The organism is Glacieibacterium arshaanense (genome assembly GCF_004681125.1).
In the GTDB taxonomy this organism is placed as follows: Bacteria; Pseudomonadota; Alphaproteobacteria; order Sphingomonadales; family Sphingomonadaceae; genus Polymorphobacter_A; species Polymorphobacter_A arshaanense.
On record NZ_SIHO01000001.1, the window covers coordinates 663,778 to 679,270 of the forward strand.

15 protein-coding genes and 2 riboswitches are annotated in these 15,493 nt (G+C 66.7%); of the genes, 8 read left to right on the top strand and 7 right to left on the bottom strand.

What is annotated here, in order from left to right; genetic code table 11:
* Positions 1-44: 44 nt before the first annotated feature.
* On the top strand, positions 45-2,729 hold the full coding sequence (ppdK, locus tag EUV02_RS03005) for a pyruvate, phosphate dikinase (RefSeq protein ID WP_135244729.1): 2,685 nt from the start codon (positions 45-47) through the stop codon (positions 2,727-2,729).
* Positions 2,730-2,824: 95 nt separating this feature from the next.
* Here ppdK and EUV02_RS03010 read toward each other — a convergent pair whose 3' ends face one another.
* Positions 2,825-3,391, bottom strand: coding sequence for a hypothetical protein (locus EUV02_RS03010; RefSeq protein WP_135244730.1), 567 nt, complete (start codon positions 3,389-3,391; stop codon positions 2,825-2,827).
* A 120-nt stretch (positions 3,392-3,511) separates the two neighbouring features.
* On the opposite strand from EUV02_RS03010, the gene EUV02_RS03015 reads away from it, so the two are divergent.
* Positions 3,512-5,179, top strand: coding sequence for an MDR family MFS transporter (locus tag EUV02_RS03015; RefSeq protein ID WP_207790096.1), 1,668 nt, complete (start codon positions 3,512-3,514; stop codon positions 5,177-5,179).
* On the opposite strand, the gene EUV02_RS03020 is transcribed toward EUV02_RS03015, so the two are convergent.
* Positions 5,176-6,129 carry a Coq4 family protein gene (locus EUV02_RS03020; RefSeq protein ID WP_166430473.1) on the bottom strand — a complete coding sequence of 318 codons (954 nt, stop codon included), beginning with the start codon at positions 6,127-6,129 and terminating at the stop codon, positions 5,176-5,178. The genes EUV02_RS03015 and EUV02_RS03020 overlap by 4 nt on opposite strands.
* Positions 6,130-6,233: 104 nt before the next feature.
* Positions 6,234-7,313, bottom strand: a complete 1,080-nt coding sequence (locus tag EUV02_RS03025; RefSeq protein WP_243445740.1) for an NADH:flavin oxidoreductase — start codon at positions 7,311-7,313, stop codon at positions 6,234-6,236.
* Between the two features lie 127 nt (positions 7,314-7,440).
* Between EUV02_RS03025 and EUV02_RS03030 the strand changes: the two genes are divergently transcribed.
* Together EUV02_RS03030 and EUV02_RS03035 are read left to right on the top strand one after the other, a co-directional pair.
* Positions 7,441-8,376: an alpha/beta fold hydrolase gene (locus EUV02_RS03030; protein WP_135244732.1), complete on the top strand. Its 936-nt coding sequence runs from the start codon at positions 7,441-7,443 to the stop codon at positions 8,374-8,376.
* Positions 8,376-9,509 carry an NAD(P)/FAD-dependent oxidoreductase gene (locus EUV02_RS03035; protein WP_135244733.1) on the top strand — a complete coding sequence of 378 codons (1,134 nt, stop codon included), beginning with the start codon at positions 8,376-8,378 and terminating at the stop codon, positions 9,507-9,509. Before EUV02_RS03030 ends, EUV02_RS03035 begins: the two co-directional genes overlap by 1 nt.
* 32 nt (positions 9,510-9,541) lie before the next feature.
* Here EUV02_RS03035 and EUV02_RS03040 read toward each other — a convergent pair whose 3' ends face one another.
* From EUV02_RS03040 to ispH, 4 genes are all read right to left on the bottom strand, one after another.
* Positions 9,542-9,712 carry a YegP family protein gene (locus tag EUV02_RS03040; protein ID WP_135244734.1) on the bottom strand — a complete coding sequence of 57 codons (171 nt, stop codon included), beginning with the start codon at positions 9,710-9,712 and terminating at the stop codon, positions 9,542-9,544.
* A 97-nt stretch (positions 9,713-9,809) separates the two neighbouring features.
* Positions 9,810-10,283 carry a ribonuclease HI gene (gene rnhA / locus EUV02_RS03045; protein ID WP_135244735.1) on the bottom strand — a complete coding sequence of 158 codons (474 nt, stop codon included), beginning with the start codon at positions 10,281-10,283 and terminating at the stop codon, positions 9,810-9,812.
* Positions 10,280-11,242: a homoserine kinase gene (gene thrB, locus EUV02_RS03050; RefSeq protein WP_135244736.1), complete on the bottom strand. Its 963-nt coding sequence runs from the start codon at positions 11,240-11,242 to the stop codon at positions 10,280-10,282. Before thrB ends, rnhA begins: the two co-directional genes overlap by 4 nt.
* Positions 11,242-12,201 (bottom strand): 4-hydroxy-3-methylbut-2-enyl diphosphate reductase, encoded by a 960-nt coding sequence (gene ispH / locus EUV02_RS03055; RefSeq protein WP_135244737.1) that lies wholly within the window; start codon positions 12,199-12,201, stop codon positions 11,242-11,244. Before ispH ends, thrB begins: the two co-directional genes overlap by 1 nt.
* Before the next feature lie 92 nt (positions 12,202-12,293).
* On the opposite strand from ispH, the gene EUV02_RS03060 reads away from it, so the two are divergent.
* From EUV02_RS03060 to EUV02_RS03075, 4 genes are all read left to right on the top strand, one after another.
* Positions 12,294-12,932, top strand: a complete 639-nt coding sequence (locus EUV02_RS03060) for a hypothetical protein (RefSeq protein ID WP_243445741.1) — start codon at positions 12,294-12,296, stop codon at positions 12,930-12,932.
* A gap of 63 nt (positions 12,933-12,995) precedes the next feature.
* Positions 12,996-13,095: riboswitch (glycine riboswitch) on the top strand.
* 1 nt (position 13,096) lies between these two features.
* Positions 13,097-13,202, top strand: a riboswitch (glycine riboswitch).
* Positions 13,203-13,246: 44 nt separating this feature from the next.
* The gene (gene gcvT / locus EUV02_RS03065; RefSeq protein WP_135244738.1) at positions 13,247-14,356 is read left to right on the top strand and encodes a glycine cleavage system aminomethyltransferase GcvT; all 1,110 of its coding nucleotides are present in this window, start codon (positions 13,247-13,249) and stop codon (positions 14,354-14,356) included.
* Complete coding sequence (gene gcvH / locus EUV02_RS03070) at positions 14,353-14,724, top strand: glycine cleavage system protein GcvH (RefSeq protein WP_135244739.1); 372 nt, start codon at positions 14,353-14,355, stop codon at positions 14,722-14,724. The genes gcvT and gcvH overlap by 4 nt, the downstream gene beginning before the upstream one ends.
* A gap of 3 nt (positions 14,725-14,727) precedes the next feature.
* Positions 14,728-15,477, top strand: a complete 750-nt coding sequence (locus EUV02_RS03075) for a class I SAM-dependent methyltransferase (RefSeq protein WP_135244740.1) — start codon at positions 14,728-14,730, stop codon at positions 15,475-15,477.
* The last annotated feature ends 16 nt before the right edge of the window (positions 15,478-15,493 follow it).

A 15,493-nucleotide genomic window follows, 5' to 3' on the forward strand; every position in this document is an offset into this window, starting at 1 on the left:
CGTAAAGACTGACCAGATTCCTACAGCTCCCGAGGTCTCCGCACATGCCCACCACCACCGCCACGCAATGGGTTTACCGCTTCGGCGGCGGTGTGGCCGAAGGCGACCGCTCGGCGCGCAACCTGCTGGGTGGCAAGGGCGCCAACCTCGCCGAAATGGCGTCGATCGGCCTGCCGGTGCCGCCGGGGTTCACCATCTCGACCGAGATGTGCGCGGCCTATTATGACGCCGGCGAGAAGTTCCCTGCCAGCCTGCACGACCAGATCGCATCGGGCCTCGCGCACATCGAAAAGACCGTCGGGGGCGTTGGTTTCGGGTCATCGACCGCACCGCTGCTGGTGTCGGTGCGTTCGGGCGCGCGCGTTTCGATGCCGGGCATGATGGACACGGTGCTCAACCTCGGCCTCAACGACGACACCGTCGAAGGGCTGGCAGCCGCCTCGGGCGATGCGCGCTTTGCCTGGGACAGCTACCGCCGCTTCATCCAGATGTATTCCGACGTCGTGCTCGGCATCGACCATTATCTGTTCGAAGATGCGCTCGAAATTCTCAAGGAAGACCGCGGCGTCACGCTCGATACCGAACTCACCGCCGAGGACCTGAAAGGGCTCGTCGCGAGCTACAAGGCCAAGGTCGAGGCCGAACTCGGCCACCCGTTCCCGCAGAACCCGCATAATCAGCTGTGGGGCGCGATCGGCGCGGTGTTCGGATCATGGCGCAGCGAACGCGCCAAGGTCTATCGCCGCCTCAACGACATTCCCGACGACTGGGGCACCGCAGTCAGCGTGCAGGCGATGGTGTTCGGCAACATGGGCGAAACCTCGGCGACTGGCGTGGCGTTCACCCGCGACCCGTCGACCGGCACGCGCGCCTATTACGGCGAGTATCTGATCAACGCGCAGGGCGAGGATGTCGTCGCCGGCATCCGCACCCCGCAGTATCTGACGCTCGACGCGCGCACAAAGGCCGGCGCCAAGGCGGCATCGATGGAAGAGGCGATGCCGGTGGTGTTCGGCGAGCTGGCGGCGGTGTTCGACCGGCTCGAGGCGCATTACCGCGACATGCAGGACATTGAGTTCACCGTCCAGCAGGGCAAGCTGTGGATGCTGCAGACGCGGTCGGGCAAGCGCACCGCCAAGGCAGCGCTGAAGATTGCCGTCGACATGGTCGACGAAGGGCTGATCAGCAGCGACGATGCCGTGCTGCGTGTTGACGCGCAGGCGCTCGACCAGCTGCTGCACCCGACGCTCGACCCGATGGCGAAGCGCGACGTGCTGACGCGCGGTCTGCCGGCGTCGCCGGGTGCGGCGAGCGGCGTCGTGGCGTTCGACAGCGACACCGCCGAGCGCCGCGCCGCATTGGGTGAGGACGTCATTCTGGTGCGCATCGAAACCTCGCCCGAAGACATTCACGGCATGGTCGCAGCGCGCGGTATCCTGACCGCGCGCGGCGGCATGACCAGCCACGCCGCCGTGGTGGCGCGCGGCATGGGGCGGCCGTGCGTTTCGGGGGCCGGCGGCCTCGCCATCGACATGAAGACGCGCACCTTGCGTTGCCTCGGTCGTGAGGTCCGCGAAGGCGACATCATCACCATCGACGGCGCCAGCGGCGAAGTGATGGTCGGCGCCGTCGCCACGATCGAACCCGAGCTGTCAGGCGATTTCGGCCGCTTGATGGAATGGGCCGATGTCCACCGCCGCATGACGGTGCGCGCCAATGCCGAAACGCCGCACGACTGCCGCACCGCGCGCAGCTTCGGCGCCGAAGGCATCGGGCTGTGCCGCACCGAGCATATGTTCTTCGATGCCAGCCGCATCACCGCGGTGCGCCAGATGATCCTTGCCGAAGACGCTGCGGGCCGAAACCTCGCGCTCGCCAAGCTGCTGCCCGAACAGCGCAGCGACTTCGCGGCGATCTTCGAAATCATGGCAGGGCTGCCGGTCACCATCCGCTTGCTCGATCCGCCGCTGCACGAATTCCTGCCGCACGCCGACGGCGAGTTCGACGAAGTCGCGCGCGCCACCGGTATCAACGTCGATATCCTGCGCCGCCGCGCCGCCGAACTGCACGAATTCAACCCGATGCTCGGCCATCGCGGCTGCCGGCTCGGCATCACCTATCCCGAAATCTACACGATGCAGGCGCGCGCCATTTTCGAAGCCGCCGTCGATGTCGCCAAGCGCAGCGGCGCAGCCGTCGTGCCCGAAATCATGATCCCGCTGGTCGCCACGCCGCGCGAACTCGAAATCACCAAGGCGCTGGTCGATGGTGCCGCCGAAGCGGTATTCGCGGAAACCGGTATGCGGCTGACCTATCTCGTCGGCACGATGATCGAGCTGCCGCGCGCCGCACTCCGCGCCGGTGAAATCGCCGCGCACGCGCAGTTCTTCAGCTTCGGCACCAACGACCTGACGCAGACCGCGCTCGGCATCAGCCGCGATGACGCCGGCCGCTTCCTCGGCGCCTATGTCGACCAGGGCATCTACCCGCGCGATCCGTTCGTCTCGATCGACGTCGAAGGCGTCGGTGAACTCATCGAAATCGCCGCCAAGCGCGGCCGGGCCACCCGCCCCGATATCAAGCTCGGCATCTGCGGCGAACACGGCGGCGACCCGGCAAGCATCGCGTTCTGCGAGTCGGTCGGGCTCGACTACGTCAGCTGCTCGCCGTACCGCGTGCCGATTGCGCGGCTCGCGGCGGCGCAGGCGGCGTTGCGGGCAAGGGGGTAGTCGAAGGGCCTCCGGCGGGCAGGCCTGAGGCCTGCACCCGATTGAAGAGCGCCAAACTAATGGGTGCAGGCCTCAGGCCTGCCCGCCGGAGGCTCTTATTCTCCCAACTTCCCGAACCGCGTCTCATATTCGGTAATCCGCCCCTCATGCAGCAGCTTGGCCTGCTCAACGAGGCGGTCGCGGGTGATGCGGCCCTGGAACGGCCCGAGCTGCGAGTCGATCACCGCGACATCGGCACCGGTCCAGCCGGCGATCTGGCGCAGGCTGTCGATGCCGAGGTCGCGCAGCTTGGCAGCGAACTTGTCGCCGACGCCCTTGAGTTGCGACAGGTCGTGGCTTTCGGTGACGACTTCGGGTGCTGCTGCTTCGATTGCCGCGGCGGCGGGCGCTGCTGACAGCCGCTTGGCCTCGGCGCGCTTGAGCCGGTCGACTTCGTCCGACAGCGGGCGGATTTGCGCGCGCGCCATGTCGAGGTCAGTGAGCAGCCGGTTGCGCTCGGCGGTGACCATGTCGCGTTCGCCCTCGATGCGGCCGATTTCGCGTTGCAGCGTCGTGATGCGGCGGCGGGACGCGCCGCGCATGATCAGCATGACGATGACCAGCACCACGGCCAGCCCGGCAAGCATCATCAGCGCCATGTTCGGATCATAGGTCGTGGTCATCGCAGGCCTCGTCATTGTTGCGCACTTTGCGCGATGTTTGGCACCATGCCGGCGCCGGTGGCAAGTGCGCATCGCGCCATGCCGTTGCCGACAGCCGTTCAAGCGTTTAGGGCAGGGCCCATGCACATGCTTGCCGCTTCGCCATCGGAACTTTCGCGCCGCGACCGCATATTGGCGTTTGCAGCTGCCCTGCTGGTACTGCTGCTGTCGGCGCTCGACCAGACCATCGTCGCCACCGCCATGCCGCGCATCGTCCGTGACCTGTCGGGGCTCGAACGCATCGCCTGGGTCGGGACGGCGTATCTGCTGACCTCGACCGTCGTGGTGCCAATCTACGGCAAGCTCGGCGACATTTACGGCCGTCGTGCCATCCTGATTTTCGGGGTCATCGTGTTCCTGACCGGCTCGGCGCTGTGCGGGCTGGCGGGCGAGTTCGGGCCGCTGCCACTGATCGGCGACGGCATGAACCAGTTGATCGTCTTCCGCGCGTTGCAGGGTATCGGCGGCGGCGCTTTGGCGACCGGCGCGTTTGCCACCGTTGCCGATCTGGTGCCGCCCGCCGAACGCGGCCGCTACACCGGGCTGTTCGGTGCGGTGTTCGGGCTGGCGAGCGTGCTCGGGCCGCTCATCGGCGGGTTGCTGACCGACCATGCCAGCATGACCATCGCCGGACATTACGTCAGCGGCTGGCGATTTGTTTTCTATGTCAATTTGCCGCTCGGCGCGGTCGCGCTTTATGTGCTGGCGACGCACTGGCCGCATGTCGGGGTACGACGCGGCGGGCGCATCGACTGGCTCGGCAGCGTGCTGGTGCTCGCGTCTTTCGTGCCGCTGCTGCTGGCGCTGAGCTGGGGCGGACATCGCTTTGCGTGGGACTCGCCGGTGCTGATGGCGATGTTCGCCGCCGCGGTTGCCGGGCTGGTGGCGCTGTATTTTGCCGAACGCGGTAACCCCGACGCGGTCATCCCGATCGACCTGTTTTCGAACCGCGTGTTCGCTCGCGGAAATGCAGCGCTGTTCCTGATCAACATGGCGTTCATGGGCATCGTCATGTTCTACCCGCTGTATCTGCAGGTGGTGAAGGGCGAGGCGGCGACGACCAGCGGCTTCGCGATGCTGCCGATGATGGGCGGCATATTGGTCGCCAGCATGATCGGCGGGCGGCTGTCAGCACGCTTCAAGGTTTACAAACCGATCTTGGTCGGCGGCAGCATATTGATGTTGATCGGCGTCGGGCTGTTGCTGACGGTCGACCGCAATACGCCGCTGTCGACGCTCGGCTGGTTCATGGCGGTGCTTGGGCTCGGCATGGGGCCGGCGCAGGGCATGTACACGCTGGCGATCCAGAGCACGGTCGCACCCGCACGCACCGGCGTCGCCACTGCCTCGGCGCAGTTCTTCCGGCAGATTGGTTCGACGGTCGGCGTCGCGATGTTCGGCGCACTGCTTACCAACAGCCTTGCCGCCGACTTGCCGGTGCGTGTCCCCGAAATCGCGCCGGTCGTGGCCCAAGGCCGCAGCGCCGAACCTGTCGATATCAGCCACGCCCAGACGCTGGCGATGGATGATAATGTGTTGCGCAGCGAACTGACGGCGCAGGGGCGCGGCGACGACGCGACAGTGGCGCACGTCAAGGAGGAACTGCGCGACAGCTTTGCCGCGGCGATCCTGGCGCTGTTCCGCGTCAGCGCAGCGCTGATGGGGTTGGCGTTTCTGGTGACGCTGACGGTGCCGGGGCTGAAACTGCGCGGCCGGCAGTTACCGACACCGCCCGCTGACGACGCCTAGGCGGCTTGCGCGACGGCTTCGAGCAGATTGGCCGGGTAAGGCGCGTCGTAAGGTGCGACGCCGAGCCGCGCGCGCACCTCGGCGACGGGCAAGCTCCAAAGCTGCTCCCATGGTGCATCGAGCAATTGCGGTGTCCGTCGGCCATGGCGCCAGCCGCGCAGCACGACATCGAGCATCAGTTCGAGCCCCCCGGGTGTCTGTGAGCCGGCGGCGGTCGCCATGACGAACGCCAGGAACATCGACGAATAGCCATGGCCGAACTGGCCCATCTGGAACCCCGAGATGGCGATTTCGTGCATCGAGGTCAGTTCATAGCCGCCTGTCAGGTGCAGCAGGTCGTGGAGTTGCAGGATGCGTGCGTTGAGATAGCCGAGCGGGTGCGGCAGACTGGCAAGTCCGAGTGCATCGCGGTCGAGCACTTCGAGGTCGAAGCCGTTGTCGACAATCTGCCGGTAGAAATCATGGCCCAGCGAGCCGGCCGGACACGCACCCAGTGCGGCCATGGTGAAGCGGTCGGGGAAGCCGGTGGCTGCCGCAGCTGGCACGCCGGGGTAGGCGAGGCAGGCGGCACTGGCGCGGGCGGCAAAGTCCGCGGGCAATTGCGCCCCGAGTTGCGCCGTCCGCTCCGTGACGCCGAGTGCGCCAATGCTGCCGCCGACGGGATCGACCGCCGCATCGACCAGCGCCCAGAAGTCGGGCCACAGCGCTGCGGGCGGTGCAGCGTCGGGATAGGGCAGCAACGCAATAGCCGGCCCCTCGTCAGGCGTATCGAACCAGCCGCGCGCGGCCGCATCCCAGGTCTCGGCAATGCGCTCAGGGGCGGCAAAGGCGCAATGCGCGAACACCGCCGCAAGCCGCAGCCGGTCGTCGGGACTGGCTGTTGCGCCACGGACCGCGCGCGCCATGGCCTCTATAGCGGCGGGTGTCTGCGCAACGCTGGCTGCTGTCATGAAGGCTTCACGCCAAGCTGTTGATCCGGGTGCTGACATGTGGATTATCCTAAGTGGATTGTGCCCTAGCTGATATCAATTCGGGCGGCGGGTCAATCGCGCCGTCAACCTTCGACGAAGCCTTTCCATGTCGCCATATAGTCGACGAACACCGGCCCCAGTCCTTCGGCCACGAGGTGTGCACGGGTGACGGGCAGCTTGGCCGCGACAAATGCCGGGTCGGCGGCGAGTTTGGGCCAGTCGTGATGCAGGATGGCGCCGCGGCCGATGAGCACGAAGTCGGCGCCGGCGGCGAGGCAGTCACGTGCGATTTCCGCCGACATGATCTTGCCCGCGACGCCGAGCCGGACTTTGCCGCGGTCGAGGCCAGTGAACACCGAGATCAGGCTGGTGCCCTTGAACGCCTCCTCGTTGGGTTCCTTGCGGACGTCCCAAAGCGACATGTCGAGATAGTCGATGTCGCCGGCACGCATCAGTCGCTGCGCGTGGTCGCGGACTTCGGCGAGCCGAAGCCCGAAGCGTTCGGGCGACAGCCGCAGCCCGAGGTTGAAGTCGGGCCGACAGGTGGCGCGGACGCCGGCGATGATGCGGTCGAGCAGGCGTTCGCGGTTGGCGGCGCTGCCGCCCCATTGATCGCCGCGCTGGTTGATTTCGGGGCTCAGGAACTGCGAGATGACGTAGCCGTGTGCGCCGTGGAGTTCGACACCGTCGAAGCCGGCAATTTCGGCGCGCTTGGCGGCGGTGATAAAGTCGGCGATCAGCGTCTCGACCTCTTCCGCCGTCAGCGCGCGCGCGCCGAATTCGGCATTGTCCGATGGACAGACCGGCGCGGTTCCTATCAGGTCCTTGGGGCTACGCATCCCGGCGTGATGGAGCTGGACGACTGCGAGGCTGCCTTCGGCCTTGATCGCCGCTGCGAGCCGCGTCAGCCCGGGAATGTGCGCGTCGCTGAAGATGCCGAGCTGGCCGGGGAAGCCCTGGCCGACCGCCTGGACATGCGCGGCGCAGGTCATTGTCAGACCGAAGCCGCCCTTGGCGCGCAGCGTCAGCCAATGGAATTCGTCCTCCGACAGCGTGCCGTCGGCGTTCGACTGCAGATTGGTCAGCGGCGCCAACATCATGCGGTTGGGCATTGCCGGGCCGTGACTGAAGGTCATTGGCGCGAACAGGTCGGGGGTGGTCAATGCGGCCTCCGTGGGAATTGCGATAGGGCTGGCCTGCGTCGTAGCAACGCGGTGCCTGCGACACCAGAAACTCCGGCTTCGCTGCGCGATGCTTTACCTGTCGCGCGCGCCACCGTATCGACGCTGCATGACCGACGCACTGTCCCATCGCCGCAGCCTGCCACCCGGTGGCATCGTGCGCACGCACGCGGCGGCCGACGGCTGGGCATTGCGCGCCATCGACTGGCCGGGCGAACCCGGCGGGCGCGGGTCGGTACTATTTCTGAACGGGCGCGGCGATTTTATCGAGAAGTACGCCGAAAGCTATTGGCACTGGCGCGCTCGCGGCTTCGGCGTCACCACGTTCGACTGGCGCGGGCAGGGGCTGTCGGGACGGCTCGGCGATGATCCGCTCAAGGGCGATTGTTTCGGCTTTGATGCCTGGTTGTCGGACCTTGACGAGATGGTCGATCACTTCATCGCGACCCAGCCGGGGCCATGGTTCGCGGTGGCGCATTCGATGGGCGGGCATCTGTTCCTGCGCCACCTCGAAGCCAAGCCGCGCGAGTTCAGCCGTGCCGCGTTGCTGGCGCCGATGATCGGAATCGCCGGCGGCAAGGTTGCGCCCGCAATGCTCGAACGCATCGCGCGTTCGGCGTGCCGGATGGGGCTGGGTCCGCGCTTTGCGCCGATGCAGGGCGGAGATGCTGAGTCGCGGCGCTCGGCCTCGCGGCAGGCGATTTTGACTACCGACGCCGAACGCTTCGCCGATGAAGGCTGGTGGGTCGACCAGTATCCGGCGCTGGCCTTGGGCGGCGTTACCAACCGCTGGCTGATGCACGCGTTCGAATCGACTGCGGCGCTGGGCGCCCCCGGCGTCATCGAGCGCATTGCGACGCCGATGCTGGTGTTCACGGCGGAACACGAACGACTGGTTGATAACCGGCTGATCGCCACGCTCGAAGCGCGCATGCCCGACGCCAAGCTCGAGCACGTACTCGGCGCAGCGCACGAATTGCTGCGCGAACGCGACCCTGTCCGCAGCGCCGTTCTGGCGCGGCTCGACGCATTTCTGGTGGCTTGATGAAACCCGAATTCGATATTGCCATCATCGGTGCGGGGATTGCCGGTGCTAGCCTCGGCTATTTCCTTGAAAGCGGCGCGCGGGTGCTGCTGCTCGAAGCCGAATCGGCGCCGGGCTATCATACGACGGGGCGCTCGGCAGCGTTCTGGGTCGCGACCTATGGCGGGCGCTTCATCGAGCCATTGACCAGCGCGTCGAAGACATTCTTCGATGCGCCGCCGCCGGGCTTTGGCGATGCACCGCTGCTCGGGCCGCGCGGCGGACTGCATCTGGCGCCGCCCGAAGGCGCCGACGACCGCGAACATGAAGCGGCGACCGCGCTCGAAGATTTGGAGGCCGAGTTCGCCGGCAGCGGTTTGCGCTTCGAACGTTATGACACTGCGACATTGCGGGCGCGTTACCCGCTGCTGCGTGAAGCCTGGGCGACGGACGCGATGCTTGAGCCTGATAGCTACGACATTGATGTGGCGCGGCTGCACGCTGGGTTTCTGGCGGGGATGCGGCGGCGCGGGGCAAGTCAGGTCTGCGATGCGCGGGTCACCGCGCTGGCGCACGACGGCGCGGGCTGGCGCATTGCGACAACAGCAGGTGAGTTCACCGCGAAGACCATCGTCAATGCGGCCGGCGCCTGGGGTGACGAGATAGCCCGGCTGGCCGGTGCGAAGCCGCTTGGCCTAATGCCGCTACGCCGGACGATGGTGGTGCTGGCAACCGATCCACCGCCGCCGGCCGATCTGCCAGTGGTGCTCGATGCGGGTGGCAGCTTCTATTTTAAGCCCGATGCCGGGCGCATCTGGGTGTCGCCGCACGACGAAATCGCCGATGTGCCGCGCGACGCCGCGCCCGAGGAAATCGACATCGCCATCGCTGTGGATGCGTTCGAGCGGGCGTGCAAGCTACGCGTCGTCCATGTCGAGCGCAGCTGGGCGGGCCTGCGGACGTTCGCGCCCGATCGCCTGCCGGTCTATGGCTATGACGGGCAAGTGCCGGGGTTCTTCTGGTGCGTCGGGCAGGGCGGGTTTGGCATCCAGACCGCACCCGCCGCTGGCGCATTGGCGGCAGCGCTCATCGAGCACCGCGCCGCGCCGTTCGGGCTCGACCCGCAAAATTATACCCCCGGGCGCTTCGCCTGAAGCCGCACGGGGGTATCGTTCAGCGCAATCGGTCAGACCATGTTGACCGGGGCGTCCTTCGAGCTCTTGACGTTGTCGACGCACTTCAGTGCATCGGCCTTGGCCTTGTAGCCTTCGGACGAGGTGGCGAGGATGTTGCCGTTGTTGTGCTTGAGGCGCCAGCGCCACTCGCCCTTCTTGTCCTGATAGACTTCGAACTTCATGTGTCGCTCCTCCCATGGTTGTTACCGCGGCGGAGACTGTCACAGGCTTCAAGCGTCGACAAGCCTGACTTAGCCGCGCGCCTTTGCCCAGTGCCCCCTAGCCGCGCGCCTTCGCGCGCATGGCCTCGATCGCCGCATTGGCCAACGCGTCGCAGCGTTCGTTGTCGGGGTCGCCGCTGTGGCCCTTGACCCAGCGCCAGTCGATGCGGTGCGGCTTGGCTTCCGCCAGCAGTGCTTGCCACAGTTCGACATTCTTGACCGGCTTGTTGTCTGCGGTGCGCCAGCCCTTGCGGACCCAGCCATGGACCCACTTGGTGATGCCGTCACGGACATAGACGCTGTCGGTGGTCAGCGTGACGTGGCACGGCTTGGTCAGTGCGGCGAGCGCCCGGATCGCCGCCATCAGCTCCATGCGGTTGTTGGTGGTGTGGGCTTCGGACCCCGACAGTTCCTTCTCCTTGTCGCCCATGCGCAGCACCGCGCCCCAGCCGCCGGGGCCGGGGTTGCCCTTGCAGGCGCCGTCGGTGGCGATGATCACCTTGGGCAGGTCGGGAAACTGCGGCAGCGTCATGCGCCGGTCAGCGTGTCCGCGGTGGCGCTGTGATACCAGTCGAGCCGGCGGGCGAACGCCAGCGGGTCCTTGCGCGTCACCAGCGCCCCGGCGGGCGTGTTGATCCAGTCGAAGGCGCGCGTCAGCAGGAAGCGCAGCGCCGCGCCGCGGCACAGCACCGGCAGTGCCGCCAGTTCGGCGTCGGTCAGGACGTGGGCGGCGCGGTAACCGGCGACCAGCGCGGCGGCACGTTCGGGAAAGTAGGTGGCGCCGTCGCTGCTGAAGCACCAGGCGGTGTGCATGACCGCAAGGTCATAGGCGCGGATGTCGGTCGCGGCGAAATAGAAGTCGATCAGTGCGCTGACCTTGCCGGCAGTGAACATCAGATTGTCGGGGAACAGGTCGGCGTGGATCGCCGAGGTCGCCAGCCCCTTGGGCCAATTCGCATCGAGAAATGCCAGTTCATCGGCGATTTGCGTGGCCAAGCCTTCAGGCAGTTCGTTTGCGCGTGCTGCGCAGGCGTCGGCAAGGTCATGCCAGCCAGGCAGCGCCAGATCGTTGATGCGGTGTCCCTTGAAATCGGCCAGCGCCACATGCATCGCGCCGAGCGCTTCGCCGGCGGCGCGACATTCAGCGGGCGTCGGCTCGTTGACCGACACGCCGCGCAGGAACTCGATCAGGCAGGCCGGGCGGCCGGCGAGCATCTGCAGCGCGACGCCCTTGCGGTCGGTCAGTGGCCGCGGCACCGGTAGGCCCTTGTCGGCAAGGTGCGTCATCAGGCTGAGGAAGTAGGGCAGCTCGTTCAAGTCGACGCGGTGTTCGTAGAGCGTCAGGAAATAGCGGCCGTGCGTGGTTTCGACGAAATAGTTCGAGTTCTGCACACCCTCGGCAATGCCCTTGAAGGTGACAGCTTCGCCCAGGTCGTAGCGCGACAGGAATTCGGCGAGCGCATCGGCGCTGACCTGCGTATAAACCGCCATCAGACCGTCAGTGCGCGCGGCAGCTTGAACACCACGTCTTCAACCGCCGAAGCGACTTCCTCTATCTCCAGCGCATAGCGCGTGCCGAGCAGCGCCAGCAGCTCCTGCACCAGCACTTCGGGCGCCGAGGCGCCGGCGGTGATGCCGACGCTCTTGACGCCGTCGAACCATGCCCAGTCGAGCACATCGGCGCGGGCAATCAGATGCGCTGCGACACCGTCGCGCTCAGCAACTTCGCGCAGCCGCAGCGAGTTCGACGAGTTGGTGGCGCCGATAACCAGCATCAGGTCGCAACGTGCGGTAATCGCCTTGACCGCCGCCTGGCGGTTCGAGGTCGCGTAGCAGATGTCCTCGCCCTTGGGCCCGATGATGCCGGGGAAGCGGCGCTGGAGTTCGACGACGATTTCGGCGGTGTCGTCGACCGACAGCGTCGTCTGCGTCAGGAACGCCAGCTTGCCGGGGTCAGCAACCTGCACGGCGCGGGCATCCTCGATGGTTTCGACGAGCGTCATCGCGCCGGGACCGACTTGTCCGAAGGTACCAATGACTTCGGGGTGGCCGTTGTGACCAATGAACAGCACGTGGCGGCCAGCCTCGACCATGCGTTCGGCCTGGCGATGAACCTTCGACACTAGCGGGCAAGTCGCATCGAGATAGTTGAGCGCGCGGGCTTCGGCGGCAGCCGGCACCGATTTGGGGACGCCATGCGCCGAAAACACCACCGGCACGCCGTCGGGGACTTCGTCGAGCTCCTCGACGAACACCGCGCCCTTGGCCTTCAGGCTGTTGACCACGAAGGCGTTGTGGACGATTTCGTGGCGGACATAGACCGGCGCGCCGAAGCGCTCGATCGCCAGCTCGACGATATGGATGGCGCGGTCGACGCCGGCGCAAAAGCCGCGCGGTGCGGCGATGAGCACTTTGAGCGGCGGTAGCGGGGTGTTTGGTTCATTCTGCATGCAGGCGCTTTACGCGATTGCTTGTGCAGGCGGAACCCGCTTCCTATGCTAGGGGCCGCAAATCCAGTTGTGATCCCCGAAGGGAAGTTTCGTTGTTCAAGTCCCGACCTGCGCGTGTTTCGGTCTCGCTGGCGCTGCTGGCGCCACTGCTGTTGCTCGCCGGCTGCAATAAGAACCCGCTGCAAGTGACGCGCTCGCTGTGCCCGGCGGTGGCGATCCCGCAGTATACAGGCGACGTGACGCTGTTCGCGCCGGCGAACAGCCGCGATGCCAGCGCCATCGATGTGACGGCGACGATCATCAATCTGCGCGGCACCTGCACCGAATCGCCCGACCAGCTCGGCACCTTGGTTAACTTCGACGTGGTCGCGCAGCGCCGCGATGCCGGGCCGGCGCGCACGGTGATCTTCCCCTATTTCATCGCGATGGTGCAGGGCGGCAACGTCATTGTCTCCAAGCAGGTCAGCAACGTTGCGGTGAACTTCGCCGCCGGCCAGATCCGCGCGCAGACTGCCGGCGGTGGGCAGGCGCAGGTGCTGCGCTCCGCCGCGACGCTGCCGCCCGATATCCAGGCGCAGATCAGCCGCAAGCGCAAGGCCGGCGACGCAGATGCCGCGATCGACCCGCTTGCCGATCCGACGGTCAAGGCGGCGATTCGCGCCACCAGCTTCGAAGTGCTCGTCGGCTTCCAGCTCGATGACCAGTCGCTCGCTTATAACGCGTTGAAGTAGCGCCGCGCGATTGACTCGCACGCCGGGTTGACGCAAAGCGCAAGGGTCGTCGGACGCAAGTCCGGTGGCCGCGCGGGAGAGTGTGGGGGGCGAAAACGCTGCTCCACCGCCGAAGGAGCAACCGCCCCCGGAATCTCTCAGGCAAATGGACCGCGCGGGCACGATAGCGACATTCTGGAAAGCGGGGCCGCAAGGCTCCCACCGATGGGGTAAGCGCCAGTTTGGGAACCGGCGTCAAAACTCTCAGGTCCAAGTGACAGACGGGGGCACGGCCGGTGGATTTCCCGCCGGCCGAGAGCTGTCATGGTGTGCCGATGTCCGATTTCGATTCAAGTCCTCAGCCGCTCGTCCTCGATGCGCTGCACCGCGAACTCGGTGGCCGCATGGTGCCGTTCGCCGGCTATGCGATGCCGATACAGTATGAGGGCATCATCGCCGAACACCTGTGGACGCGTGAAAGCGCCGGGCTGTTCGATGTCAGCCACATGGGGCAGGTGTTGTTGCCGCTGGCGGCCGACACCGCGCTCGAAACATTGCTGCCGGGTGACATCAAGGGGCTGGGCGAGGGCGTGCTGCGCTATTCGCTGCTGCTCGATGCCAAGGGCGGCATTCTCGACGACCTGATGGTGACGCGGCGTTCGGGCGACCTGTACCTCGTCGTCAACGGCGCGGTGAAGGCCGCCGACATTGCGCACATGCGCGCCGCTGGATTGAGCGTCGACGAGCGTACCGACTGGGCACTGCTGGCGCTGCAAGGTCCCAAGGCGGTCGATGCGCTTGAGCGGCTGGTGCCCGGCGTCAGTGCGCTGCGCTTCATGCGCGCCGCGGGCTTCGACTGGCAGGGCCATGCACTTTGGGTCAGCCGTTCGGGCTATACCGGCGAGGACGGTTTCGAGATTTCAGTCCCCAACGCCGCCGCCGAAGCGCTGGCGCGGGCGCTGCTGGCGCAATCCGAAGTCCGGCCCATCGGGCTCGGTGCGCGCGATTCGCTGCGCCTGGAAGCCGGGCTGCCGCTCTATGGCCATGACCTCGACCCCGGCACGACGCCGGTGACTGCGGGGCTGGCGTTCGCGATTTCGAAGCGCCGCAAGACCGAGCTGGGTTTCCCCGGCGCCGATATCGTCATGGCGCAACTGCTGAACGGTCCGCCGGTCAAGCGCGTCGGCCTCGCGGTCGAGGGCAAGCTGCCGGCACGTGAAGGCGCCGAAGTCTTTGTCGGCAGCATCAAGGTCGGCACCGTCACTTCGGGTGGTTTCGCGCCGAGCCTCGGCTTGCCGATTGCCATGGCCTATGTCGATGCGGCGCACGCCGCCGATGGCACGCCGCTTGAAATCGAGGTGCGGGGCAAGCGCCTCGCCGCCACAGTTGTTCCGATGCCGTTCAAACCCAAGAACTATGTCCGCGCCGAAGGAGGGCCAGCATGACGACCTACTATACCCAGGACCATGAGTGGCTGTCGGTCGATGGCGCCACCGCCACCGTCGGTATCACCGACTATGCGCAAGGCCAGCTCGGCGACGTCGTGTTCGTCGAACTGCCGGCGCCGGGCGCCAAGCTGACCAAGGGCGGCGACGCCGCAGTGGTCGAATCGGTCAAGGCCGCGTCGGACGTCTATGCGCCGGTGTCGGGCACCGTCACCGAAGGCAATGCCGCGCTGGAAGCCGATCCAGCGCTGGTCAACACGGCGGCCGAAACCGACGGCTGGTTCTTCAAGCTGACGCTTGCCGATGCCGGTGAACTGTCGGGCCTGATGGACCGTGCCGCCTATGACGCGTTCATCGAGACGCTGTAGCCCATGGCCTGGGACGCAACCGCCTATGCAAACCACGGCGGCTTCGTGCCGGCGCTGGGGGCGGCTGCGCTCGACCTGTTGGCGCCCAAGCGCGGCGAGGCTATCCTCGATCTTGGCTGCGGCGACGGCGTACTGACACAGCGATTGGTCGAGGCCGGTGCGACGGTCGTCGGTATCGATTCGGACGCCGCGATGATCGCCGCAGCGCGAGAGAAGGGCCTCGATGCGCGGCTCGCCGATGGCCGCCAGTTGGCGTTCGACGGTGAATTCGATGCGGTGTTCACCAACGCCGCGCTGCACTGGATGGGCAATCCGCGCCCCGTTATTGCCGGCGTCCACCGTGCGCTCAAGCCCGGCGGGCGCTTCGTCGGGGAGTTCGGCGGCTTCGGCAATCTGGCCGCGGTGCGCGTCGCGGTGCGTGCCGTGCTCGCCGCGCGTGGCTACCGCGCCCCTGACGACAACTATTACCCGACCGCCGAAGCCTTCTCCGCGGCACTGACCGCCGGTGGTTTCGCGGTGCATAGCTGCGCGATCATTGCCCGCCCGACACCGCTGACCACCGGCATCAGCGCCTGGCTGCAGACGTTTCGCGGTGCCACCATCGACGCCGCCGGTGTCCCGCCCGCCAAGCGTGCGCAGGTCATCGAAGATGTCCGCGCGCTGCTGCGCCCGGTGCTCGCCGACGACGACGGCAATTGGACTGCCGACTATGTCCGCCTGCGTTTTTCCGCCACCCGCTCTGAACCCGCCTGATTGAAAGGCCTGCTCC